The organism is Pedobacter sp. Bi27, assembly GCF_918698255.1.
In the GTDB taxonomy this organism is placed as follows: domain Bacteria; phylum Bacteroidota; class Bacteroidia; order Sphingobacteriales; family Sphingobacteriaceae; genus Pedobacter.
Map to the genome: position 1 here is coordinate 821180 of NZ_CAKKMW010000001.1, position 24067 is coordinate 845246.

Consider the following 24067-nt stretch of genomic DNA (forward strand, 5'->3'; position numbering starts at 1 on the left):
CCACCATTTTAACCACTCGAAACCTTTATTACTTTCGCCTGTTAATTTATCCAAGCACTTTCTTGATAAGATAAAAACAACATCCTAACTTAGCTGCCGACCAACTTATTTTCAGATTAACCATGAGCCATTTTAATGATTTTAATAATGCGCAGGTAGCAAAATTGCCCAATCATTTAAAGCAATTTATTGTTGCCCAGAATTACGAAAAATACACACCGATCGATCAAGCGGTGTGGCGTTACGTAATGCGTCAGAATTATAGTTATCTTAAAAATGTTGCTTACTACCCTTACATAAAAGGCTTACAACGAGCGGGTTTAAGTATCGAACACATTCCCGACCTGCAAACGATGAACGACAATCTGGGCAAGATTGGCTGGGGCGCTGTAACTGTTGATGGCTTTATTCCGCCAGCTGCTTTTATGGAATATCAGGCCTACCGTGTACTGGTAATTGCAGCCGATATCCGCCAAATTAATCACATTGAATATACACCGGCCCCAGATATTATACACGAAAGCGCTGGCCACGCACCTATTATTGCCGATACGGATTACAATAATTATTTAAGTTATTTTGGCTCAATTGGTGCAAAAGCCATGTTTTCGGCTAAAGATTTTGAACTTTACGAGGCCATTAGGAAACTATCGATTTTGAAGGAAGCCATAGATGCAGATGAGTTTCAGATTGCCAAGGCAGAAAAAGAGCTGCGGTACATCAGCGAAAACATGGGCGAACCTTCTGAAATGGCTTTACTCGGTCGCTTGCACTGGTGGACGGTTGAGTATGGACTGATTGGTACTTTAGAAAACCCAAAAATTTATGGCGCTGGTTTGCTTTCTTCTATTGGTGAAAGTGCAACCTGTATGCAAAATGATGTGGAGAAACTTTGGTATAATATCGATACGATTAATTACGCTTACGATATTACCAAGCCACAGCCGCAGCTTTTTGTAACCGAAACATTCCAAAATCTTATTGATGTTTTGGAAACCTTTGCCAATACCATGGCCTTTAGAAGAGGTGGCACAGAAAGTATTATGAAAGCAATTGCCTGTAAAAATGTAGCCACAGCGGCTTATAGTTCGGGTTTACAGGTAAGCGGTGTATTTACCGATATTGGTGTGGGTACAAAAGATGAGGTAACCTTTATTAAAACAGCCGGTCCTTCTGCATTGGCATTTAAGGGAAAACAATTGAGCGGCCATGGGAAAGATTACCACGCTGATGGTTTTTCATCTCCGGTTGGTCGGTTAAAAGATGCTGCAAAAGCACTGGAAGATTATACCACAGCTGAATTACAGGCTGTAGGGATAATTACAGGTGAAAAAACTGAACTTTTATTTGAAAGCGGCATTAAAGTAATTGGTGTAGTTAAGGACATTATTACCGAAAGCAACAAGCTCCTTTTAATTGCCTTTAAAGACTGTACAGTTACAGAGCGCAATAGGAATATCTTGTTTAAACCCGAATGGGGCATTTATGATATGGCTATAGGCGAAACCATTGTTTCTGTTTTTAATGGAGCTGCCGATAAAGATGCTTACGAAGAGATTACATTAATTAGTAACGAGAAAACGCATCAGATTACTTATGATGATAAGACTTTAAAACTGCACGGTTTATACCAAGCGGTTAGAGAGATTAGGGAAAGTGGCGAAGGTTTGGATAAGCTTGCCGAAATTTTCACGCAACTAAAATCGAACCATAGGCAGGATTGGCTTTGTGCATTGGAAATCCTGGAGATTATCTACCACAAAAAGATTTATCATCTGTTGGAAAAGGAAATCCAGGTTTATCTGGAAATAAAAGCTGGCAGGGAGCTTGATCATACGAAATTGATCAGCGATGGCTTACATGTAATTAAAAACCCGGTAAGCCAGTTGATTGTGGAGGATTGATTTATCTCTTTAATAAGTCAGTCGTCACCCTGTCCCGATGTATCGGGATCAGGGTCTTAATGCAAAATAGATGCTGAAATAAATTTACTTCGTAGCTTTCCGCTTCGCTTCAGGTCAGCATGACGAATTTATCGTTCAAATACCTTAAATTAATTATTAATTCCAATCATCCTTATTATAACGAGGACGACTGACAACCACATTTGCAACATAATGCGTAAATCAAGTGATGTAATCGCTATGCTCTAATCCTTGCAAACATGGTTCTAGTTGACTTACTCTTTTTTTCCTAACTTTGATTTCATCAGGTTCGGAACATTCAATCTTTTAACTTTACAACAATTTTTAACTTTTTTTAATGAACATTATAATTACAGGTGCAAGTAGTGGAATCGGTTTCGAAACGGCTTTAGAGTTTAGCTTACAGAAAGAGAACAAAATTGTAGCCATTGCCCGATCGGCAGATAAACTGCGTAAACTCTTAGAAATTGCTAAAGGCATTAATCCCGACTGTACACTTTTACCAGTAGAATTCGACATTGTAAATGATGATTATGCCGCATTGGTTCCATTTTTAAAGGAACGATTAGGGTCTGTTGACATCTTAATTAACAATGCAGGGGCCTTAATTAATAAACCTTTTTTAGAAACCACAGAAATTGATCTGGGTGAAATGTTACAGAGCAATGTAATCTCACACTTCAGGATGATTCAGCATATTTTGCCTTTAATGCAAAGTGGAAGCCACATTGTAAACATCGGTAGTATGGGTGGTTTTCAAGGGAGTGTTAAATTCCCAGGGCTCTCGGCTTACTCAGCGAGTAAAGCAGCGCTGCACACCTTAACTGAATGTTTGGCGTTCGAATTGGCTGAAACAGGAATCAAGATCAATTGTCTTGCGCTAGGATCGGCACAAACGGAAATGCTTGAGGCTGCTTTCCCTGGTTACCAAAGCCCGGTTATGGCCTTCGAAATGGGGAAATATGTTACAGACTTTGCTAAAACCGGACACAAATTCTTTAATGGAAAGATTTTACCTGTTGCGGTTACCACACCATAATATCCATATTATTTAGTAATTTACGTGCTAAATCGAAAAACTAAAAAACCTATGGAAACAAACTCACCTTTTAAAACAACCGACAATGGAAAAAATGCCGCAATAGTAAGCTACTTTTGGTTTATTGGATGGTTAATTGCCTATTTCGCCATGTATAAAGATAATCAAACAGAATTGAGTAGATATCATTTGAAACAAACGCTTCTTTTCCATCTGGCATCGACCGTTTTGAGCTGGGCTTTAAGCTTATTTTTAATCCCTGTAATTTTTGCAACCGGCTTTTTAGATGCTGTTTATATACTCCGGATTGTTCAGATTGGATTATTCGTATTGTGGATTATCGGATTAATTGCTGCAATACAGGGAGAAAAAAAACCTATTCCATTAATTGGTGAAAGAGCACAAACCATGTTCCCAAGTATTTAATCGAAAACAAATATTTTAATCAGAAGTCCAGACAAGTTGTTTGGACTTTTTTATTTGCACTCATTTTCAACATTTTAATCGACTTTGGATATTTTTTATATCTTTGGTTCCTACATATGAAGAAAATAATAGTCCCGATTGCGTTTTTCATTTTGTCTGCCACGGCAGGAAAAGCCCAAACCATCATACCAGCACAGTACCAGGAGTTAGTTAAAAAGCTCGTTGCCAGCCTCCCTAAAGAGGATAAATCATCAAACAATTCGTCAGCTAAACAATCTGAAAGTTTAATCGACTTTGCCAAAAGCATGTTAGGTATCCCCTATCGTTATGCTACAAGTAACCCTAAGGTTGGTTTCGATTGCTCTGGCTTTGTAAGTTATGTTTTCAGTAATTTTGGTTTTAAGGTTCCACGTTCTTCACGCGAGTTTAGCTATGCGGGTAAAGAAACAAGCTTGGAAAACGCAAAAGTAGGCGATGTATTGATTTTTACAGGCAGTAATTCAAGAATAAGAAGAATCGGTCATGTTGGGATTGTTTATTCAATTGATGAAAACGGGATCAAGTTTATCCATGCCTCTTCGGGTAAAGTACATCAGGTAACCATTACAGATTTTGATGGCCATTATAAGGCCCGTTTCATGAAAATTGTAAGTATTATATAACTTACTTTTTATATTTCCACATTCTTGTTTTACCTTCTGCGAGCCATTCCAGTGTGGTATCCAATCGTTTTTGTTTAGTTGCCTCTGTTTTTGCTTCCTCAAGCCACATCACATACTCCTTTTTATTGGATAAACTAAAATTCTGAAATACAGCTAAGGCCTTAGGATCATCTTTTAATGCTTCAATCAAATATTCGGGAATAATCAGTTCCTTTTGTACTGTCGATTTTGGTTTTGAAGGCAATTTTACATCATCCTCATTTAGTTTAATTGCCTCTTGTATGTAGGCAATCAGGATCTCATCTGAAGGTAAATCTTCCAAAGATGTTATTTTCCCTAACAAACCCATCGCTTCAGAACGTTCTTTAAAAATGCCGTACTCATCTTGCATTAACGATCCCTTCCAAAAACCAAATGCACAATGGTGTTTAAAAGATGCCATATGACAAACCGTACCTTTAAAATCAAAGAATGGCATGCTCCACTTCATTTTCTCTTCAATCCGAGCATCGGCTTTATGAACCAGATTTCTTAAATGATCTAAAATCGGAATCGCGAATTCTGCCGAATTAATAATGTACTGATCTACCTGAACAATTGTATGCATAGCTTAAAAATTACCTTAATAAATTTAAAGTAAAACTACCTTTAAAGCAAGTTCTACCGCTCCGTTGTGAAGAAACTTTTTTGCCAGTTCGTGCAGCTCTCTTTCGCGGTTGGTTATATCTCCTATAGTAGCATCGAGCACTTCTTTTACTTCTGCATGAGTACTGACAAGGTCAATTTCTTCGTCGCTTGGCAAATGTTCAACGTTTCCCAGCATGCCCAGGTCATTTCCTGTTAATACTTTAGAAAAACGGACCGAATGTGGTAAACGGTCTACACCTATGCCCAATTTAGTGAGGGGTTTAGCTACTTTAAATAAATTGTCGTTCGTTACCCTACAGTACCAATCGCCACCTAAACGCGCTACAAGATCGATTTTATGTTGATCAATCCTACCATTTTCATCTAAAATAGCTTCGTTAATATGAATCACTTTTATTTCAGCCAGCACGAGGTTTCCTGCACCATGATGATTACCTAATGAAATCACCTCATTTACAGCACATTCAAACTGTACCGGAGCTTCTGCTACTCTTGGTGGCCTGACCAGATCAGATTTCAACATGGTAAATCCCGCTTTCTCGAACTCGTTTACGCCCTTAGCGTATTCGGTACTAGCCAAACTCATTTGCTGCACCATATCGTAGTTTACAATATTGATGACACATTCTTTAACCTGCAATACATTTTCTAAGCTATGTTTGGTGGTATTATCACGCACCCTCCTCGAGGGGGAAAAAATACAGATCGGCGGATTTGTACTAAACATATTAAAGAAACTGAAGGGGCTTAAATTAATATTCCCTTCTGCATCAATAGTTGAGGCAAAGCAGATCGGTCGCGGAGCGATAGCATATTGCAAATAATTTTGCAGCTCTACGGGAGTTAAATCGGAGGTATTTAAAGTTAGCACAGGTAGTTAAGTTTACTATTTGAAAGGATTAAATGGAGATTAAAACTTAAAAAGGGTCGTCATTTCGAGCGGAGTGAAACGTAGTCGGGAAATCTATCATAGATCTCTCCATTACGCTGCGCTTCAGTCGAGATGACGACTTTCTTTATTAGATTTTATCGTTGATAACATCTAATAGAAAAAAAACCATGAAATGAATTCAGAATTAGAAACACATTATTCAAGCGTGGATGATTAAACAAAAACTTTAAAGAACCTTTTTATTTCTTCAATGCCAAAATCGAAAAATCGGTATCTGCTTTAGTAATCGTATTGGTTAAAGCACCAAGCCCTGTTATTTCCATTTCCACAATATCACCTGGCTGTAACCACTGTACTTTATAATTTGGATCGTTAAGCAAACCAGTCCCGTTTAATTCCAAGAAACAACCCGTACCTACTGTTCCTGAACCAATTACATCGCCTGGAAGAATATCTACACCATAAGCACAACGTTCTATAATTTCAGCAAAAGTCCAGTCCATATCGGCAGCATTTCCTTTCGAAACTTCGATTCCATTTACCCGGCAGGTCATTTTAAGGTCGTAAGCATTACCAACATGTCCTTCTTTAGGCGCAACTTTATATTGCAATAATTCATCAGGCGTTACCAACCATGGGCCAATCACGGTAGAAAAATCTTTTCCTTTCGCAGGTCCCAAATTCAACAACATCTCTTCCATCTGCAAAGTACGTGCACTCATATCGTTCATTACCATGTAACCGGCAATGTATTCATCAGCCTCAGCAGCTTTAATATTTCTACCTTTTTTACCAATAACTATCGCAATCTCTAATTCGAAATCCAGTTTATCAAAATGATCTGGCATACATTCAATTTCGCCAGTACCCTGAATAGCGTTGTGATTGGTGAAATAAAAGATTGGATACTCATCGAATTGAGGGATCATATCAACCTTTCTGTTTCTACGTGCTGCAGCAACATGCTGTCTGAAAGCGTATCCATCGCGACAACTGGTAGGATGCGGAACAGGGGCTAAAATCTCGTAAAAAATTTCTTCCTTAGCGGCTAAACTACCATCTTTTATTTGATCGTCTATCCTTTTTGCTCTTTCCATTAACACTTCACCACCTTGCAAAAACGTACTCATATTATCTGGAAGCAATTTATCGCAACTATTTAAGTTATAAATATGTCCGTTGATAAATATACCAAGATGCTCCCTGTCTTCGGTTTTATAAGATACTAGTTTCATATATGATTTGGTTAAATACGCGGTAAAGCTAAGAAATTAGGCCATTCAAAATAAAACTTAAGCGTTATTATTTTAACACCGTATATTTCTGAAGGTTTGATTTAATTAAAGGAAAATCTTTTGCCTGAAGTGCTTTATAATGTTTTTTGTTGGAGAGTAAACCACCAATTAACATTCCACCCGATACGCCAACAGGTACACCCGCAGCAATAAGCACTACCGACTCGACCAATTTATCGCTTTTTGCGGCCAATACAAAAAATGTTAAGCCTCCGGCAATGGCCAACGGTGCAGCTATCCCTTTACGGTGAATATATAATGCGCTGATACTGTCGGCACTTAATTTTATAGTATCCTTCCGGTTTCTGATAATTGTTAAACCATCATCGGCTGCCGCGTAAAAGGAACCCCTAGTGGCTTTTCCGCTTCGGTCTATAACCCTAATAGTGTACTTGGCATTCTGTTGCGCAAAAGTGGCATAGCTCAAGGCTAAAAAAAATAAGCATGTAAAAATAAATTTCATCGGGATGATCATATAGTAAGTAATTAAAGGTAATTAAAATTTCAACTTTTAAATAAAATACTTACCTTGGTGCCATTAAAACCATGATCTTAAAAGCATTACATATTAATCTAGTAAACGACGCTATTGCGGTCCGTCGCTATAAGATGCTATCCAAGCTGATCATGGCTCAATATTCTCTGTAATATTTACTCCACCTTCTTTTTTAATTGAAACGCATTACCGTTTCGATTGTTAATTCATTAGGATTTTTTCTTTTCTAACCATAACAACATTTTATTATGCCTATTTATCATAAATTGGGGCAGATTCCAGCTAAACGTCACACGGTTTTTCGTAAACCTGATGGAAATCTTTATGCCGAAGAATTGGTATCAACCGAAGGTTTTTCGAGTTTATATTCATTGGTTTATCATTGCCACCCGCCAACTATTGTTAAACATTTGGGCGAAGCATACAGTGTTGAGCCAAAAATTGCGCGCGAAAAACACCTGAAACACACGAGTTTAATCGGTTTCAATATTAAACCAGAAGATGATTTTCTAAAAAGCAGAAAAGCCGTTCTGGTAAATAGCGATCTACACATTGTTTTGGCAGCGCCGAGAAAATCGATGACCGATTACTTCTACAAAAACAGCCAGGCAGACGAGATGATCTTCATACATGAAGGTTCTGGAAAGCTGAAAACAGGATTCGGAGAAATTAAGTTTGCTTATGGCGATTATCTGATCATCCCGAGAGGAACCATTTATCAGATGGAGTTTGATAATGAACAAAACAGGCTGTTCATTGTGGAAAGTTTTAGTCCGTTAAGACCGCCAAAAAGATATTTAAATCAGTTTGGACAGCTAATGGAACACGCACCTTACTGTGAGCGTGATTTAAGATTACCCGAAAACCTGCAAACCTTTGATGAATACGGCGATTTTAAAGTACTGATTAAAAAACAAGGGTTAATTTATCCATATACCTACGGTACACATCCTTTTGATTATGTAGGCTGGGACGGTTATCATTACCCATATGCTTTTTCTATTCATGATTTTGAGCCGATAACAGGCCGTTTGCACCAACCACCTCCGGTTCACCAAACTTTCGAAGGACACAATTTTGTGGTTTGCTCTTTTGTTCCCCGTAAATACGATTATCATCCTGATTCTATCCCTGCGCCTTACAACCATAGCAATGTAGATAGCGACGAAGTACTTTATTATGTGGATGGTGATTTTATGAGCCGCAAAAGTGTGGTTAAAGGGCAGATTACCTTACACCCTGGAGGTATTCCACATGGGCCACACCCCGGTACCGTAGAAAAATCGATCGGAAAAGAAAAAACAGATGAGCTTGCTGTAATGATCGATCCTTTTAAACCTTTAATGCTTACACAGGATGCCCTGGATATCGAGGACGAAAATTATCATAAAAGTTGGCAGATTAACGTAGAGTAAAGCCAGGATGATTAAGATTTCAGGATTATAGGATTTAAACTCTTAAAGTAACATGCACAGTTAACCGATTTTAACAATTAAGCGGTTAGCTATTTAAAAATAACAACAATGGAAACACAAACATTTGCAGAAAAAATATCAAAAGCACCAGATTTTCTGCCTATTAACGGAACAGATTATATCGAATTTTATGTAGGCAATGCTAAACAAGCGGCTCATTACTACAAAACTGCATTTGGATTTCAAAGCCTGGCTTATGCCGGACCTGAAACTGGTGTACGCGATCGTTCATCATATGTATTGCAACAGGGTAAAATCAGATTGATCTTAACAACAGCATTAAAATCAGATCATCCAATAGCAGAGCATGTAAAAAAACATGGCGATGGGGTAAAAGTATTAGCCCTTTGGGTAGACGATGCCTATAGCGCCTTTGAAGAAACCACAAAACGTGGTGCGAAACCCTATTTGGCTCCTCAAACTTTAACTGATGAAAATGGTGAAGTTCGGATGAGCGGTATTTATACTTATGGCGAAACTGTACATATGTTTATTGAACGTAAAAATTATAATGGAACCTTTATGCCGGGTTACCGTGTGTGGGAAAGCGATTACCAACCTGCCGATGCTGGTCTTTTATATATCGATCATTGTGTGGGTAATGTAGGTTGGAACCGCATGAATGAAGCCGTACAATGGTACGAAGATGTAATGGGCTTCGTAAATATCTTATCTTTTGATGATAAGCAGATCAATACTGAATACTCGGCTTTGATGAGTAAGGTAATGAGCAATGGAAATGGCTATTCGAAATTCCCGATTAACGAACCTGCTGAGGGGAAAAAGAAATCGCAGATTGAAGAATACCTGGAATATTATGAGGGCGAAGGCGTTCAGCACATTGCTGTGGCCACTAAAGATATTGTTAAAACAGTTAAAGAACTGAAAGCACGTGGCGTTGAATTTTTAAGTGCACCACCAGAGGCCTATTACGATATGATGCCGCAACGTGTAGGTAAAATTGATGAAGAAATATCTTTATTGGAAAGCCTGGGCATTTTGGTTGATTGTGATGAAGAAGGATATTTGTTGCAGATTTTCACTAAACCGGTTGAAGACCGCCCTACCCTTTTCTTTGAGATTATTCAGCGTAAAGGTGCACAGAGTTTTGGAGCGGGTAACTTTAAAGCATTATTCGAATCGTTAGAGCGTGAGCAGGAATTAAGAGGCAACTTATAATATTATCACTAACTAAACTTAGGGCAATCAGTTATCTGGTTGCCCTTTTTTATTTACTCATTTTTAGGTATGTGTTTAGCGAAAAAAATGATTAAATTTAGTTACACACAAATATTTAAACCTTAATTATTATGAGAACAAAATTAACGCTGGTTTTATTACTGGCTGCATCATTCAGTGGCTTCGCACAAACAAAGGCCGAAATTGTTAAAAACATCAATCAATTACTGGCAAAAGCCATCGGCGGAACCAACATTACTTTGCATAATGGTACGGAAACAGTGTTTACCATTACAGCAAATTCATTTTCAATTGATGAGGAAATGAATTTCGGGGTTTTTACAATGGGAAAAACATTTGCCAGTTCAGATCGTGCCAAAGAAGAAACCAGCACCACGTCTCAAATACAGACTTGGAACGGGTTCAAGGTTAGCCCTGAACAAAAAGACCCAAAAATTAAATCAGTTTATCCGGTTTTTACTAAACGCGATGGAGAACCTGATAACGATAAAAATGGAATTAAATATTATTGTTTAGCTGGTGATGAGGAGAAATTGATAGCAGCATTAACACAGTTGCAGGGACTTTATAAGAAAAAATAGTTAAGTAATATTTAAAATAGCTCGTCATTCCCGCGCAGGTGGGAATCTTAACGCTTATGAAACATCAACATGCATTAAGATTCACAATCAAGTTGGGAATGACGAAACTTTTCTAAACTACAACACTTCCCCCAAATGTTTATAATTCGATTTTATTGTATCCATAACCTCGCTCATTTTTCCACCCAGCATTAACTTGGCCATCGATTCAGTCATACCTTTTATTTGCGTCCATTCTATTTTTGGAGGCATTGCTAAAGCGTTGGGGTTGGTCATGATATTCAATAGAACAGGGCCAGTTTCATTAAATGCATGACTGATTGCTGTTTCCACTTCTTCCGGTTTAGAAACCGTTATTCCTTTAAAACCCATTGCCTGAGCTACCAATGCAAAATCAGGGTTAATCATATCTGTTTCGTTATCCGGTAAGCCATCAACTTCCATTTCTAGCTTAACCATCCCTAAGGCCCTGTTGTTAAAAACAATTAGCTTAACTGGTAGATTATATTGTTTAATGGTTGCCAGATCGCCTAAGAGCATTGATAAACCACCATCGCCACAAAGGGAAATCACCTGTTTTTCGGGATGTGCCAAAGCAGCTCCTATGGCCATTGGCATAGCGTTTGCCATTGAGCCATGGTTAAAAGATCCAAGCATTTTACGTTTGCCCGTTCCATCAATAAATCGTGCCCCCCAAACGCAGCACATTCCCGTATCTACTGTAAAAATGGCATCATCAGCTGCCAAACGGTTTATGGTTTCAGCTACAAATTCGGGTTGGATCTTATTTTCTTCGCCCTGATCGTTTACATAAACCTGTTGTCTTTCTTTAACCTTTTGATAGAACTCGAGTTGGGTTTTTAGAAAATTTTCATCTTTCTTCTCTTCTAAAAGTGGCAATAATGCTTTAACTGAATCAGTTATATTTCCGCATAAACCCATCGTTAGTTTTGCTCTCCTTCCCAGCCGTTCCGGTCTCTCGTCAATCTGAATAATTTTGTTTTTTTCGGGCATAAAATTTACATATGGAAAATCCGTTCCCAACAACAGCACCACATCAGCTTCGTGCATGGCATGGTAACCTGATGGCTGACCTAAAAGACCTGTCATGCCAACTTCGTAAGGATTATCATATTGGATGCCCATTTTACCACGGAATGAAAATCCAACTGGTGCTTTTAATTTAGCCGCAAGTGCTATCACTTCATCATGTGCTTCGGCTGCCCCTATTCCACAGTAGAGCATAATTTTCTTTTGACTGTTCAGTAGCGAAGCCAAACCCTGTAGTTCCAGATCGGAAGGGCGGATGACCGGCTTATTATTAAAAAACTGCATGGAAGTAACACTTTCTATGGCATCCATTTGGGCTACATCGCCAGGCAAGCCAAAAACTGCAACTCCTTTTTTATGAATGGCATGTTGAATGGCCGTTTGAAACATTCTTGGAACTTGTGCCGCAGTAGTGGCTACCTGGTTGTAATAACTGCAATCATCGAATAACTTAATGGTATTGGTTTCCTGAAAAAAATCCATTCCGAATTCGCCTGTTGGGATAGTTGAAGCAATGGCAATTACGGGAACATGAGAACGGTGCGCATCATAAAGCCCATTAATCAAATGCACATGCCCAGGCCCACAACTTCCGGCGCAACAGGCTATTCCATCAAGTTCAGCTTCTGCTGCTGCAGCAAAGGCTCCAACTTCTTCATTGCGAACGTGGATCCATTTGATTTTGCCGTTTCGCCTTACTGCATCGTTAAAATAATTTAAACTGTCTCCAGTAACGGCATAAACTCTTTTTACACCAACTTCAACCAGCATTTCAACTAGTTGTTCTGCCACATTTTTACTCATGAAGGTATTTTTTTAATCAGGATTGTTTATTGTTACTTATAAATAGATGAAGCACTTATATTGTTTTGAATAACAGATAGAAAATAAGCCAATCTGACTTACTGAAGACTTTCATCAGAGCGGTTGTAACAGAAGCATGGCAATATGGAATGGATGAAGTTTCTTCACTAAAACTTCATAATTGAAGTGCACCTTTGATATAACAAAACACGAAGCGATTTCAATTTTGTTAAATTCTAAAAACTCATAATTAGTTTTTTAGTTTTCCGGTTACCCTTATCTGATACCTCATGTATTGCAAAATACATGAGGTTTTTTTTATGCAAACTACTCGGCACTTTCTTTAAGCATCTGATAAAGGTCTGTTGCACCTCCATCAAACTTGGTTCCGTTTACATAAAACGAAGGTGTTCCATTTACCCCACTTCGTACGCCGCTATCAAAATCATCTTCTATTTTGCTTTTGATTTCTTCCGAAGTGCTGTCTTGCTGAAACTGCTCCAGGTCCAGACCAATCGTTTCGGCCAGTTCGTCGAAAAGCTCACCACTTAAACGGTATTGATTTTCGTACAGCGCATCGTGCATTTCCCAAAACTTACCTTGTAAACCTGCTGCTTCTGCAGCAATGGCAGCCGGAAAAGCAAACTCATGGGCATTTGCCAAAGGGAAATGACGAAAGATAAATTTGATCTGATGCCCGAATGTTTCTTCAATTTCCTTCATAATCGGGTAGGCATTACCGCAATATGGGCATTGATAATCGCCAAATTCGACAATGGTTACACTCGCCGAATCATCACCTTGGATGTGGTCTTGATTGTTTACCTCAGGTTTTAAAGTACTCATAGCTTATTTCTTGTTTAATTCCTCCAATGCGTCTAAAATTCCGTCAGCGCCAGGGTTAACAGCTATCGGCGACAAATAACTCCAGGCAATTTTTCCTTCTTTATCTATAACAAAAAGTGCCCTTTTGCTTTCGCCAAGTTCTTCATCGTATACACCATAAGCTTTTGACACTGCGCCTTTTGGTTCAAAATCGGCCAAAAGTGGAAAATGCAGTTTTCTATTTTCTTCAAAAGCGAGGTGGCACCAAACACTATCAACAGAAACACCAAAAATCTGTGCATCATACTTGTTAAAATATTTTAGCATTTCATTATAAAGCGCCATTTGGTCGCTGCATACCGGGCTCCAATCGGCAGGATAAAAAGCCAGGACAACATTTTTACCTTTAAAATCTTTAAGTTTTATTTTCTGATCGGGAGTAGCATTCAATTCGAAATCTGGTGCTGTAGCGCCTTTTTCTAACATATTAAGGAGTTTAAAATTTAAATCATTTAATAAACAACGCTGAATCTGCGTTGTTTGCAACAAATTTTAGCCTAATTTTTGCCTTTTAATTAAGTAAGACTGAAGGACTGGGTAAAACCCATCGTTCATATCGGCATCAATTAAGTCGATTTTATATTGGGCGCATTTTAGCGCAATCTGCTGTCGATACGAGGAAACTGCTGCTGTATAATTTTCCTTTACCTGATTGGTATGTACTTTAATCGTTTCGCCGGTTTCCATATCGATAAACTGGTATGGGCGGTTTTCAAAATTGAAATCAACTTCTTTTGATTTATCTACCACGTTAAAAACCACCACTTCATGTTTGTTGAATTTTAAATGCTGCAAAGCATCAAAAAACCCGTCCGTTTTATCTGTGCTGGTTTGTGTATTAAAAAGATCGCTAAAAACAATTACCAGCGAGCGTTTATGAATTAATTCGGCCACCTGGTGCAAAGCTTCGCTTAAATTAGTTTGTGCATTTAACTTGGGTTTATGTAACAGTTCTTCTAATTGTGTAAACAGATATTTCTGATGTACGGTAGTCGACTTTGCTGGAGAATTCAATAGTATTTCATCTGTAAATAAGCTTAATCCAAAAGCATCACGCTGTTTCTTCAACAGGTACATCAAAGATGCAGCAGCCTGTATCGAGAAAATCAGTTTGTTATTTTTAGGTTCAGGAAAGTACATTGATGAGGACACATCAATCACAAACTGGCAGCGCAAATTGGTTTCTTCCTCGAAACGTTTGCTGTAAAGTTTATCGGTTTTGGCATATAATTTCCAGTCGATATTTTTAACATTATCGCCATTATTATACTGGCGGTGCTCTGCAAACTCGACCGAAAAGCCATGAAATGGGCTTTTATGCAGCCCGGTGATAAAACCTTCTACCACTTGCTGTGCAAGCAATTCTAAATTACCATAGCTTGTTTCGTTTTCGTAGTTTACAGCCTGCATATGGTAAAGCTAATAAAAGATTTATAAAAAATTCTTTATGGATTTAAAATAGTCAATTAGCTAACTGTAAACTGATAATTGCAAGCTGCTAACTGATAAGGGTGTTCCCCTAATCCCGATGAATCGGGAAAGGGGCGGGCTTTCCAGGGCTGCGCTACGCTCCGGTACCGATGAAGGATCGGTACTGAACCCTTACAATCCCTAACGCAAAACCCACCGCTTTAAAGCCCTGGCAAACATGAGCAATTTGATCGCCCGACTATGCTACTATCCTTTGGTAAATAAACCCGATTGCAGTGGTAGCTGCCGGCTTCACGCCGGCACTACAAACGGAAAGCGGGGCCGAAACCCCCAATGAAAAACTGAGCCCTCATTTCCAAAAACAAATAAAATGATTTAAACCAAAAATCCCGAGCTCAATAAATGAATCCGGGATTTATATTTTATAATTACTTAACTTACTTCTTAGCTATTCTAAATAAATGGCCATTATCGGTTACAGAATAAAGCGCTCCGTCTTTTCCTTCTGCCATATCGCGGAAACGTTCGCCTTTACCTTCCAGCAAACGCTCTTCACCAACGATTTTATTATCTTTTATTACCAATCTGATAATATGCGAACCACCCAAACCACCTACAAACAAGTTTCCTTTCCATTCGGCAATACTATTGCTGTTATAAAACGCAATACAGCCCGGCGAAATACTTGGGTTCCAATAATAAATGGGTTGCTCCATGCCATCTTTCTGCTGAATACCATCGCCTACTTTTTTACCACTATATTCTGTTCCGTAGGTAATAATCGGCCAGCCATAATTTTTGCCTGGTTTAATAATATTCACCTCATCACCACCTTTAGGGCCAAATTCGGCTTCCCATAAATCACCGGTTAAAGGATTAATGGCTAAACCATCTGGATTCCGCAATCCATAGGCATAAATTTCTGGTTTTGCATCTGCTTTGCCAGCAAATGGTCCATTCGCCACAGCTTTGCCATTGGTGGTAAGGTGTAAGATTTTACCCAAAGAAGAATTTAAATACTGCGCCTGAATTCTGATATCGTTGCCAGAACGTTCGCCAGTGCTTACAAATAAATTACCATTCTTATCGAAGACAATTCTCGAACCGTACTGAAGCTTACCGCCGTAAGCTGGTGTAGCGCGGTAAATAATAGTTTGGTTCTCTATTGTAGTTTCATTAGCTGCTAATTTACCTTTGGCAATAGCCAGTAACACACCTTTATCTTGTGGCTCTGAATAAGCCCAATAAATCATTCTGTTTTTAGCAAAGTTTGGATCTAAAGTTACATCTAATAAACCGCCCTGGCCAGATGGATCTACCTTGGGTAAACCGGTTATTTTTTTGCTTAATTTCCCATCGGGAGTAAGGATCACCATTGTACCCTGTTTTTGTGTAATTAAAAAACCACCGTTTGGAAGAACTGAAATGGCCCAAGGATTTTCTAACTTTTCATTAATAATCGTAATATCCAGAGGCGTTTTGGTTTTTACTCCTCCAATTCGGGTCTGCCCGGCAAATGCTGGCTTATAATCTGCTGATGGTTCGTTGGTTTCAACAGGATTCTGCGCCGATACAGATGCAATATTTGCACAGTTTAGGGCTAAACCTGCCAATAAAATACCTAAAGTTTTATTGTTAAATAGGTTAATAGACATGATTGTTAGTTTTTTATTAAAGAAACAAAAATAAGTTTGCAATAAAAAACCCAAATCCATCAAATGAACTTGGGTTTTAAATATGTTACAAGCCTTTAGGCTTTGGTTTTTATGCTTTAAGCTTAAACTAGGCTAATTGCTTGTTTAATTTTTCTGCTAATACTGATTTTGGAACAGCACCAACTTGTTTGTCAACAACCTGACCATCTTTAAAGTATAATAAAGCAGGGATGTTGCGGATACCAAACTGCATTGAAATTTGAGGGTTGTTATCAACGTTTACTTTTCCAACTACCGCTTTTCCATCATATTCTTTAGCGATTTCTTCTACTACTGGACCAACCATGCGACAAGGGCCACACCATTCTGCCCAAAAATCTACTAATACGGGTTTATCTGATTTTAATACAAGCTCCTCGAAGTTTGCATCTGTGATTTCTAATGCCATAATTATTTTTTTTATGTTCAAATATATGTATTCAATTGTAATGCCAACCCATCTGTAGTGTCAATTTGACATTATTTTGGTAAAAGCGCAGAGCGGTGGGCGAAGAGCCGGGAGCTTAGGGTATAGCATCAAAGCGAAAATTAGAGCCGCTATGCACTAAACGCTATGCGCTATGCTAATTCAATTTATAGTTTACAACATTAAGCCCGAGTAATTGTTCTAAAAACTTATTGTTTGGATTTATTTTAAGATTTTTGGATGGCATATCCAGCATAATCTCCTTTTCCCGGTCAAAAATAGCGAAGTTAAGTTGGCAGTTTTGTTGCTCAGAGTTTGCCTTATTGTCTGCTAATATGGCTTCAATCTCGCGCATCAGTTGGTCGTTAACCCGCTCAATCGGCACCTGAATAGTTAAACTTTTAGCTAATTTATCCCTCAGTTCAGACATTAAGTTAATTGCGGTGATTTTAAACTCCCAATCTCCAGCTTTACCGAAACGTTCACCAACCCTGCCTCTAATCTGCAAGAAATATCCTTCAGTTAAAAACGATTTAAACTTTAAAAAATCTTCTCCGAACAAGGCCATTTCACTTGCATCGTCATAATCTTCAAAAACAAAAGTACCAAATGGCTTACCCGTTTTGGTAATCCGCTGTGATGCGGTTACCACAAGTCCGCCTACGCAAAGCTCACGGTTTTTCAGCTTTTCGAATTCGGCCAAAACCTCTTCGTTGTTATCGCCCATACGCACCTTATTGATGATACTCAACTGTTTAACGCCATGGGTACAGAATTTATCGAGTTCGAGTTTATAATTATCTAAAGGGTGGCCAGAAAGGAAAATCCCAATGGCATCTTTCTCATACTTTAACCTGTCCATTAATGCCCATTCTGGCGAAACTGGCAAACTTGGTTCTAAAATAAGATCGGCTTTAGAGCCACCGAATAAGGAGGCTTGTGAAGTACTTTCATTGTTCTGAAAATCGTTGGCATATTTGATAATCTTTTCGATGCCATTCATTTTATCGTTCGGACCGATATAAAAATACTGCGCCCTGTGACCTCCAAATGCATCGAAAGCACCGCTATACACAAAACTCTCATAAGCTTTTTTATTTACAATACGGGTGTTGGAACGCTTGGCAAAATCGTACACATTACCATAAGGTCCATTTGCCAATCTTTCTTCAATAATACTTTCTACGGCCTTTTCCCCCACACCTTTCACGGCCGACATACCGAAGCGGACTTCACCTTTGGCATTTACCGAGAATTTGAGATCGGATTCGTTCACATCGGGGCCTAATACTGTAACACTCATCTGGCGGCATTCTTCCATAAAGAAAGCTACCTGTTTAATATCACTCATGTTGTTAGACAGTACCGCAGCCATATATTCGGCAGGGTAATGTGCTTTTAAGTATGCGGTTTGATAGGCAATCCATGCATAACAGGTAGAGTGAGATTTGTTGAAAGCATAGGATGCAAATGCTTCCCAATCTTTCCATATTTTTTCTAAAGTTGTGGCATCATGGCCTTTTTCAGCCGCTTGTTTCACAAACTTTGGTTTCATTTTATCAAGAACGTCTTTCTGTTTCTTACCCATCGCCTTACGCAGCACGTCGGCCTCACCTTTGGTAAATCCGGCCAGTTTTTGCGATAAAAGCATTACCTGCTCCTGGTAAACGGTAATTCCATAGGTTTCTTTCAAATACTCTTCGCAGGCATCTAAATCGTATTTAATTTCTTCTTCGCCATTTTTACGGCGAACAAAACTTGGAATATACTCCATTGGGCCTGGGCGATATAGTGCGTTCATCGCAATTAAATCGTCGAAAACCGTTGGTTTCAGCTCCTTCATGTATTTCTGCATGCCAGGACTCTCGTACTGGAAAATCCCGATGGTTTCACCACGCTGGAAAAGCTCATAGGTTAATACATCATCAATTGGGAAATTATCCGGATCGAGATCAATACCAAACCGTTTTTTAACCAGTTTTACGGTATCTTTTATCAGGGTAAGGGTTTTTAAACCCAAAAAGTCCATCTTTAATAAACCCGCACTTTCTACAACCGAGTTATCAAATTGAGTAACATATAAATCAGAATCTTTTGCAGTAGAAACGGGAACGAAATTGGTAATATCGCTTGGTGTAATAATTACCCCGCAGGCATGAATACCGGTGTTCCGTAAAGAGCCTTCTAAAATCTGTGCCTGTTGAATGGTTTCGGCACTCAAATCTTTTAATGCGCCAAGGTTTTTCAATTCTACTACACGCTCATATTCATCTGGGCGCAAAGCTTCTTTCAATGTTTTCTCATCCAGCGTGAAGATTTTTGCGAGCTTCATATTCGGGATCAGCTTGGCAATCTTATCTGCTTCAAAAAGTGGCAAATCCAATACCCTCGCTGTATCGCGGATAGAAGATTTGGCGGCCATGGTTCCATAAGTGATAATCTGTGCAACCTGACTGGAACCGTATTTGCCAATTACATATTCCATTACACGGCCACGGCCCTCATCGTCAAAATCGATATCAATATCGGGCATGGATACACGATCGGGATTTAAGAAACGCTCAAAAAGGAGATCGTACTTAATGGGATCGATATTCGTGATCCACAAACAATAAGCCACCACCGATCCGGCTGCAGAACCACGGCCAGGCCCTACCGAAACATCCCTGCGACGGGCTTCGGCAATAAAATCCTGTACAATTAGGAAATAACCAGGATAACCGGTTTTTTCAATGGTCTGTAATTCGAAATCTAAACGTTCGATAACCTCAGGGGTTAACACGCCATAACGCTTCTTGGCTCCTTCGTAAGTAAGGTGGCGCAAAAATTTATTTTCCCCACGTTTCCCTCCATCGGCCTCATCTTCCGCCACTAAAAATTCTTCTGGAATATCGAATTTAGGTAAGAGTACTTCGCGGGCAAGTTTATAGATTTCAATCTTATCTACAATTTCTTTAATATTTACAATCGCCTCCGGCAAATCGGCAAAAAGCGATTTCATTTCATCACCAGATTTGAAATAATATTCTTGATTGGGCAAACCATAACGGTAACCGCGACCACGGCCTATTGGTGTGGCCTGTTTTTCGCCATCTTTTACACACAACAAGATATCGTGTGCATTTGCATCCTTCTTGTTAATGTAATAGGTATTATTGGTAGCCACTAATTTAACTTCGTGTTTGCGCGCCAAAGCAATCAACGATTCGTTTACACGGTCTTCATCTTCCTGGTTGTGGCGCATTACCTCCACATAGAAATCATCACCAAACATGTTCTTCCACCAGATCAGCGCTTCTTCAGCCTGGGTTTCGCCCATGTTTAAAATTTTGTTAGAGATCTCTCCGGATAGGTTGCCCGATAAAACAATAATATCATCTTTATACTGTTCAATTACCGCCCTATCGATACGAGGCACGTAATAAAACCCTTTGGTATAAGCGATAGAAGACATTTTAGCTAGATTGTGATAGCCTTTTTTGTTCTTCGCCAACAGCACCATCTGGTAACCGTTATCTTTTGCGGTCCGGTCTAAGTGATTATTACAAACAAAAAATTCTACCCCAACAATCGGTGTCATTACCACTTCCGTAGGGCGCTCGCCTGCCTCAATTGCAGCAGCATTTTTTGCTTCAGCAGCTTTATTATGATTTAAAACATGGTTTACAAAGTGGAAAGCTCCCATCATGTTCGCATGATCGGTCATGGCTACCGCAGGCATTTTTTGTGCTGCCGCAGCTTTTACCAGATCGGGAATACTGATGGTACTTTGTAATACCGAAAATTGAGTATGGTTGTGTAAATGTACAAAGGTTGCTGCAGCAAGTTCCTGTTTGTTTCCTGCAAGTTCCTGTTTCGAAATCCCTCCGCCCTCAGCTTTTTGTAAACGTTTTCGGATTTCATCAGAAGCAGCTTTTAAATTGATGTGTTTTAAACCAACACCTTCAATCGTAGCTGGGTTTACCTCTCTAAAACGAGGAAAATATTCTACATCAACCTGTAGTTCTTCTTTTTTAAAAACTTCTCTTTTTACCAATTCTAAGAAACAACGTGTAGTTGCTTCCACATCGGCAGTTGCGTTGTGGGCTTCGTTAAAAGGAACGCCAAACAAATAAGAATGTAACTCGGTTAAGGTTGGCAGTTTAAACCTTCCGCCCCTACCCCCCGGCAATTGTAAAAGCTGGGCGGTAACTTCGGTACAGGTATCTAACACAGGCATCTCGGCCAAACGGTTAGCCACACCAAAACGGTGAAACTCACAGCCCATAATGTTTACGTCGAAACCAACATTCTGGCCTACAATAAACTTGGCTTTATTTAAAACTTCATTAAACTTGTCCAGCATTTCTTCGAAACCGATACCTTGTTCGGCAGCTAGTTCGGTAGAAATACCATGAATTCTTTCTGCATCATATGGAATATTAAATCCCTCTGGTTTAACCAGATAATCCTGATGTTCAACCAATCTCCCCATCTCATCATGCAATTGCCATGCAATCTGTATACAACGCGGCCAATTATCCGTATCGGTAATGGGTGCATTATAATTACGTGGCAAACCAGTGGTTTCAGTATCAAAAATTAAGTACATATTGTGCGGCAAAGAATTAACCGTTTTAGAATAATAACGGTTCTTCAAAAATAAGGAATTTGACAGGTGGTTTTGTCAGATTTTATCAACAAAATGTGGTGGAAAACAAGAAAATATATTCCATCATTGCGAACTGAAACAAAGCCCTAGGAAGAGGGCGAAGCAATCTTTTTAGCAAAATTTTAATCATTTGAAGAGCAATAACAGTAGTACTTGGGTTAATACAGTCCTGCTTTTTGGTACAAGTCCCGATGAAAAATCGGGAGCTTTTCCCGCCAATCAGGTCTAGATTACAAAAAACACTGCTGAAACTTAAGAAGTCACAGTCAGGGAGCTAATGCAACAAGCTTTTAAAATTCTGTTTGCCATAGGTTTTTCAGCCCAGGATAGTAGCACAATTGGCTCCACCTAAACCCGATCGGAAGCGGTATTCTGATTTAAGCATTGTCTGTTTCGTTTTTTATAGTGTGCTTGCTTGTTTCACAGGTTTCATCGGAAATTAGCAAAGAGCGGGAACTGAACCCGCCTATGAAAAACCGAACTTACATTTCCAAAAAAACAATGATTTTTTTTTTAAAAAATAACCCTAAACTTTACTATGAATCTGAGATTTTTTAATTCACGATAAGATTCTTTACTGCTTTCAGAATAACAGAAAAGGAAACCTAAAAATGATCCTGACTCACCAGATTAAATCGAATTTCTTTGTTTTAGAACTAAAACGGAGTTGTTTCTTATAAAGACTATCCACATTGCTATAAAACCTGAATTTCCATTCTTTCCCATATCGCTGCGCTAAAACATCTTCGGTGATTCGGTTCTTAATTTCTACGCTATCTCTAAGCGCCTCCGAAACCGTACATCCAGCAACTGTTTTAAATCTAAAACCATATTGTTTCGCAATAACCGTTTCAGCATGTTGTTTTTCAAAATCGGGCAAACCATATACGAGCATAATAAGTGTCTTATCGTTATCTACCATCTTTTTCTTTTCCAGATTACAACTAACGATATTGATAAACATGAATATTAAAAAAAGGATTCTCACCATTGTATTTTTCTTTAAGATGCAACACCTTTTTTATTTCCATAAATAGATTAGATAATACCCATGTTAAAAGTGCTTAACATTAATCATTCGATTTTATGATCAAAGTGAAATACTTAAGCCTTTTAAAGTTCATAAAGTTGAAAAGGATAAAGTTTTGAAAAGGATTTTTTAACCTTATATTTATTTCTACCTTCGATTAATATTTAACGATACGCAAACCATTAAAATAAAATATATGAAAGTAACGGTTGTTGGCGCAGGCGCAGTTGGTGCCACTTGTGCAGATAATATTGCCCGCAAAGAATTAGCGAACGAACTTGTCCTGTTAGATATTAAAGAGGGCTTTGCCGAAGGCAAAGCGATCGACATGATGCAAACCGCAACCCTTTTGGGTTTCGACACTAAAATTACCGGCGTAACTGGCGATTACAGTAAAACTGCTGGTTCTGATGTGGTGGTAATTACCTCAGGCTTGCCCCGCAAACCAGGGATGACACGTGAAGAACTGATTGGCATTAATGCTGGTATTGTTAAAGGTGTTGCCGAAAATATTTTAAAATACTCTCCTGAAGCTATCTTCATCGTGATCAGTAACCCAATGGATACGATGACTTATTTAGCCTTAAAATCGTTAGGCCTACCTAAAAACCGTATTATCGGCATGGGCGGAACGTTAGATAGCTCCCGTTTCAAATTTTATTTATCGCAAGCTTTAAATTGCAACCCTAACGATTTACAGGGCTTTGTGATTGGCGGCCACGGCGATACAACCATGATTCCTTTAACCCGCCTAGCTACATACCAAAGTTTACCGGTTAGTAATTTATTGGATAAAGCTACACTTGATAAAGTTGCAGCCGATACCATGGTTGGTGGTGCTACTTTAACAGGCTTAATCGGCACTTCTGCCTGGTATGCTCCAGGTGCCGCAGGTGCTGCATTGGTTGAAGCGATTTTACGTGATGAGAAAAAGCTGTTTACCTGCTGCGTTTCTCTTGAAGGAGAATACGGGCAGGAAGATATATGTTTAGGTGTTCCCGTAATTATCGGCCGTAATGGTTGGGAAAAAATCATCGATTTTAAATTAACCGAAGATGAGCAGGCGGCATTTAATAAAAGCGCCGATGCCGTAAGGAACATGAATAATGTACTGGCAGAAATGAAATTGGTTTAATACGGATTACATCATTAATTTTGCCACGGAAACACAGAAGTACGGAATAGATTTATTACCCTTTAATTCCGTGCCTCCGTGGCATTTTTACACTTAAATAAGTTGTCACCCTGAGGGATAATTTATTATAAAAAATCAAAAATAATGACAGCGTGCTAGGTGCCGGCGAGGAATCGTCCTTGCGAGGAGGCCTTTTCAGCCGACTAAGCAATCTTACAACTATCGCTGGTAGCGAGCGCTTTAAGATTGCTTCGTGCCTCGCAATGACGACTATTCTATTGGAGGGCTGTCAATGGTAGCGTAATCGAAGGGCAGTAGACA

Annotated in this window: 20 protein-coding genes; 8 read left to right on the plus strand and 12 right to left on the minus strand. The window is 39.0% G+C overall.

Annotated elements, in window-relative coordinates; translation table 11 throughout:
- The first annotated feature begins 122 nt into the window (after positions 1-122).
- The 4 genes from LQ227_RS03130 to LQ227_RS03145 all read left to right on the plus strand — a co-directional run bounded on the left by LQ227_RS03130 (position 123) and on the right by LQ227_RS03145 (position 4052).
- Positions 123-1904, plus strand: coding sequence for an aromatic amino acid hydroxylase (locus tag LQ227_RS03130; protein ID WP_230148208.1), 1782 nt, complete (start codon positions 123-125; stop codon positions 1902-1904).
- 358 nt (positions 1905-2262) lie between these two features.
- Positions 2263-2964 carry an SDR family oxidoreductase gene (locus LQ227_RS03135; protein WP_215125811.1) on the plus strand — a complete coding sequence of 234 codons (702 nt, stop codon included), beginning with the start codon at positions 2263-2265 and terminating at the stop codon, positions 2962-2964.
- 51 nt (positions 2965-3015) lie between these two features.
- Positions 3016-3390 carry a DUF4870 domain-containing protein gene (locus LQ227_RS03140; RefSeq protein ID WP_230143555.1) on the plus strand — a complete coding sequence of 125 codons (375 nt, stop codon included), beginning with the start codon at positions 3016-3018 and terminating at the stop codon, positions 3388-3390.
- A 116-nt stretch (positions 3391-3506) separates the two neighbouring features.
- Positions 3507-4052: a C40 family peptidase gene (locus LQ227_RS03145; protein ID WP_230143553.1), complete on the plus strand. Its 546-nt coding sequence runs from the start codon at positions 3507-3509 to the stop codon at positions 4050-4052.
- 1 nt (position 4053) lies between these two features.
- Here the strand turns inward: LQ227_RS03145 and LQ227_RS03150 are convergent, their stop codons facing one another.
- The 4 genes from LQ227_RS03150 to LQ227_RS03165 all read right to left on the minus strand — a co-directional run bounded on the left by LQ227_RS03150 (position 4054) and on the right by LQ227_RS03165 (position 7350).
- Entirely contained in the window at positions 4054-4659 is a 606-nt protein-coding gene (locus LQ227_RS03150; protein WP_230148210.1) for a YdeI family protein, read from the minus strand.
- Between the two features lie 24 nt (positions 4660-4683).
- Positions 4684-5571, minus strand: coding sequence for a flavin reductase family protein (locus tag LQ227_RS03155; RefSeq protein WP_230148211.1), 888 nt, complete (start codon positions 5569-5571; stop codon positions 4684-4686).
- Between the two features lie 260 nt (positions 5572-5831).
- Positions 5832-6827, minus strand: coding sequence for a fumarylacetoacetate hydrolase family protein (locus LQ227_RS03160; protein WP_230148212.1), 996 nt, complete (start codon positions 6825-6827; stop codon positions 5832-5834).
- 67 nt (positions 6828-6894) lie between these two features.
- Positions 6895-7350: a hypothetical protein gene (locus LQ227_RS03165; protein WP_215125817.1), complete on the minus strand. Its 456-nt coding sequence runs from the start codon at positions 7348-7350 to the stop codon at positions 6895-6897.
- 281 nt (positions 7351-7631) lie between these two features.
- Between LQ227_RS03165 and LQ227_RS03170 the strand changes: the two genes are divergently transcribed.
- The 3 genes from LQ227_RS03170 to LQ227_RS03180 all read left to right on the plus strand — a co-directional run bounded on the left by LQ227_RS03170 (position 7632) and on the right by LQ227_RS03180 (position 10639).
- The gene (locus LQ227_RS03170) at positions 7632-8798 is read left to right on the plus strand and encodes a homogentisate 1,2-dioxygenase (protein ID WP_230143544.1); all 1167 of its coding nucleotides are present in this window, start codon (positions 7632-7634) and stop codon (positions 8796-8798) included.
- Between the two features lie 108 nt (positions 8799-8906).
- Positions 8907-10037 (plus strand): 4-hydroxyphenylpyruvate dioxygenase, encoded by a 1131-nt coding sequence (gene hppD, locus LQ227_RS03175; RefSeq protein ID WP_230143542.1) that lies wholly within the window; start codon positions 8907-8909, stop codon positions 10035-10037.
- A 131-nt stretch (positions 10038-10168) separates the two neighbouring features.
- On the plus strand, positions 10169-10639 hold the full coding sequence (locus LQ227_RS03180; protein WP_230143540.1) for a hypothetical protein: 471 nt from the start codon (positions 10169-10171) through the stop codon (positions 10637-10639).
- 117 nt (positions 10640-10756) lie between these two features.
- Here the strand turns inward: LQ227_RS03180 and LQ227_RS03185 are convergent, their stop codons facing one another.
- The 8 genes from LQ227_RS03185 to LQ227_RS03220 form a co-directional block, all read right to left on the minus strand.
- Entirely contained in the window at positions 10757-12493 is a 1737-nt protein-coding gene (locus tag LQ227_RS03185; RefSeq protein ID WP_230143538.1) for a thiamine pyrophosphate-dependent enzyme, read from the minus strand.
- 327 nt (positions 12494-12820) lie between these two features.
- Positions 12821-13339 carry a thioredoxin domain-containing protein gene (locus LQ227_RS03190; protein ID WP_230143536.1) on the minus strand — a complete coding sequence of 173 codons (519 nt, stop codon included), beginning with the start codon at positions 13337-13339 and terminating at the stop codon, positions 12821-12823.
- Positions 13340-13342: 3 nt separating this feature from the next.
- Positions 13343-13804: a redoxin domain-containing protein gene (locus tag LQ227_RS03195; protein WP_230143534.1), complete on the minus strand. Its 462-nt coding sequence runs from the start codon at positions 13802-13804 to the stop codon at positions 13343-13345.
- Between the two features lie 66 nt (positions 13805-13870).
- Positions 13871-14788, minus strand: coding sequence for a DUF58 domain-containing protein (locus tag LQ227_RS03200; protein WP_230143533.1), 918 nt, complete (start codon positions 14786-14788; stop codon positions 13871-13873).
- Positions 14789-15246: 458 nt separating this feature from the next.
- The gene (locus LQ227_RS03205) at positions 15247-16464 is read right to left on the minus strand and encodes a PQQ-dependent sugar dehydrogenase (protein ID WP_230143532.1); all 1218 of its coding nucleotides are present in this window, start codon (positions 16462-16464) and stop codon (positions 15247-15249) included.
- 127 nt (positions 16465-16591) lie between these two features.
- Complete coding sequence (gene trxA, locus LQ227_RS03210; RefSeq protein ID WP_029275428.1) at positions 16592-16912, minus strand: thioredoxin; 321 nt, start codon at positions 16910-16912, stop codon at positions 16592-16594.
- 175 nt (positions 16913-17087) lie between these two features.
- On the minus strand, positions 17088-21521 hold the full coding sequence (gene dnaE / locus LQ227_RS03215) for a DNA polymerase III subunit alpha (protein ID WP_230143531.1): 4434 nt from the start codon (positions 21519-21521) through the stop codon (positions 17088-17090).
- Positions 21522-22203: 682 nt separating this feature from the next.
- The gene (locus LQ227_RS03220; protein ID WP_230146599.1) at positions 22204-22545 is read right to left on the minus strand and encodes a hypothetical protein; all 342 of its coding nucleotides are present in this window, start codon (positions 22543-22545) and stop codon (positions 22204-22206) included.
- 262 nt (positions 22546-22807) lie between these two features.
- Between LQ227_RS03220 and mdh the strand changes: the two genes are divergently transcribed.
- Positions 22808-23746: a malate dehydrogenase gene (gene mdh, locus LQ227_RS03225; RefSeq protein ID WP_057932519.1), complete on the plus strand. Its 939-nt coding sequence runs from the start codon at positions 22808-22810 to the stop codon at positions 23744-23746.
- Positions 23747-24067: the final 321 nt, after the last annotated feature.

What these genes read in the sequence shown, in the direction of transcription:
- LQ227_RS03130 (WP_230148208.1), top strand. Translation starts at nt 123, where the DNA reads ATGAGCCATTTTAATGATTTTAATAATGCGCAGGTAGCAAAATTGCCC.
- LQ227_RS03135 (WP_215125811.1), top strand. Translation starts at nt 2,263, where the DNA reads ATGAACATTATAATTACAGGTGCAAGTAGTGGAATCGGTTTCGAAACG.
- LQ227_RS03140 (WP_230143555.1), top strand. Translation starts at nt 3,016, where the DNA reads ATGGAAACAAACTCACCTTTTAAAACAACCGACAATGGAAAAAATGCC.
- LQ227_RS03145 (WP_230143553.1), top strand. Translation starts at nt 3,507, where the DNA reads ATGAAGAAAATAATAGTCCCGATTGCGTTTTTCATTTTGTCTGCCACG.
- LQ227_RS03150 (WP_230148210.1), bottom strand. Translation starts at nt 4,659, where the DNA reads ATGCATACAATTGTTCAGGTAGATCAGTACATTATTAATTCGGCAGAA.
- LQ227_RS03160 (WP_230148212.1), bottom strand. Translation starts at nt 6,827, where the DNA reads ATGAAACTAGTATCTTATAAAACCGAAGACAGGGAGCATCTTGGTATA.
- LQ227_RS03165 (WP_215125817.1), bottom strand. Translation starts at nt 7,350, where the DNA reads ATGAAATTTATTTTTACATGCTTATTTTTTTTAGCCTTGAGCTATGCC.
- LQ227_RS03170 (WP_230143544.1), top strand. Translation starts at nt 7,632, where the DNA reads ATGCCTATTTATCATAAATTGGGGCAGATTCCAGCTAAACGTCACACG.
- hppD (WP_230143542.1), top strand. Translation starts at nt 8,907, where the DNA reads ATGGAAACACAAACATTTGCAGAAAAAATATCAAAAGCACCAGATTTT.
- LQ227_RS03180 (WP_230143540.1), top strand. Translation starts at nt 10,169, where the DNA reads ATGAGAACAAAATTAACGCTGGTTTTATTACTGGCTGCATCATTCAGT.
- LQ227_RS03185 (WP_230143538.1), bottom strand. Translation starts at nt 12,493, where the DNA reads ATGAGTAAAAATGTGGCAGAACAACTAGTTGAAATGCTGGTTGAAGTT.
- LQ227_RS03190 (WP_230143536.1), bottom strand. Translation starts at nt 13,339, where the DNA reads ATGAGTACTTTAAAACCTGAGGTAAACAATCAAGACCACATCCAAGGT.
- LQ227_RS03195 (WP_230143534.1), bottom strand. Translation starts at nt 13,804, where the DNA reads ATGTTAGAAAAAGGCGCTACAGCACCAGATTTCGAATTGAATGCTACT.
- LQ227_RS03200 (WP_230143533.1), bottom strand. Translation starts at nt 14,788, where the DNA reads ATGCAGGCTGTAAACTACGAAAACGAAACAAGCTATGGTAATTTAGAA.
- LQ227_RS03205 (WP_230143532.1), bottom strand. Translation starts at nt 16,464, where the DNA reads ATGTCTATTAACCTATTTAACAATAAAACTTTAGGTATTTTATTGGCA.
- trxA (WP_029275428.1), bottom strand. Translation starts at nt 16,912, where the DNA reads ATGGCATTAGAAATCACAGATGCAAACTTCGAGGAGCTTGTATTAAAA.
- dnaE (WP_230143531.1), bottom strand. Translation starts at nt 21,521, where the DNA reads ATGTACTTAATTTTTGATACTGAAACCACTGGTTTGCCACGTAATTAT.
- LQ227_RS03220 (WP_230146599.1), bottom strand. Translation starts at nt 22,545, where the DNA reads ATGTTTATCAATATCGTTAGTTGTAATCTGGAAAAGAAAAAGATGGTA.
- mdh (WP_057932519.1), top strand. Translation starts at nt 22,808, where the DNA reads ATGAAAGTAACGGTTGTTGGCGCAGGCGCAGTTGGTGCCACTTGTGCA.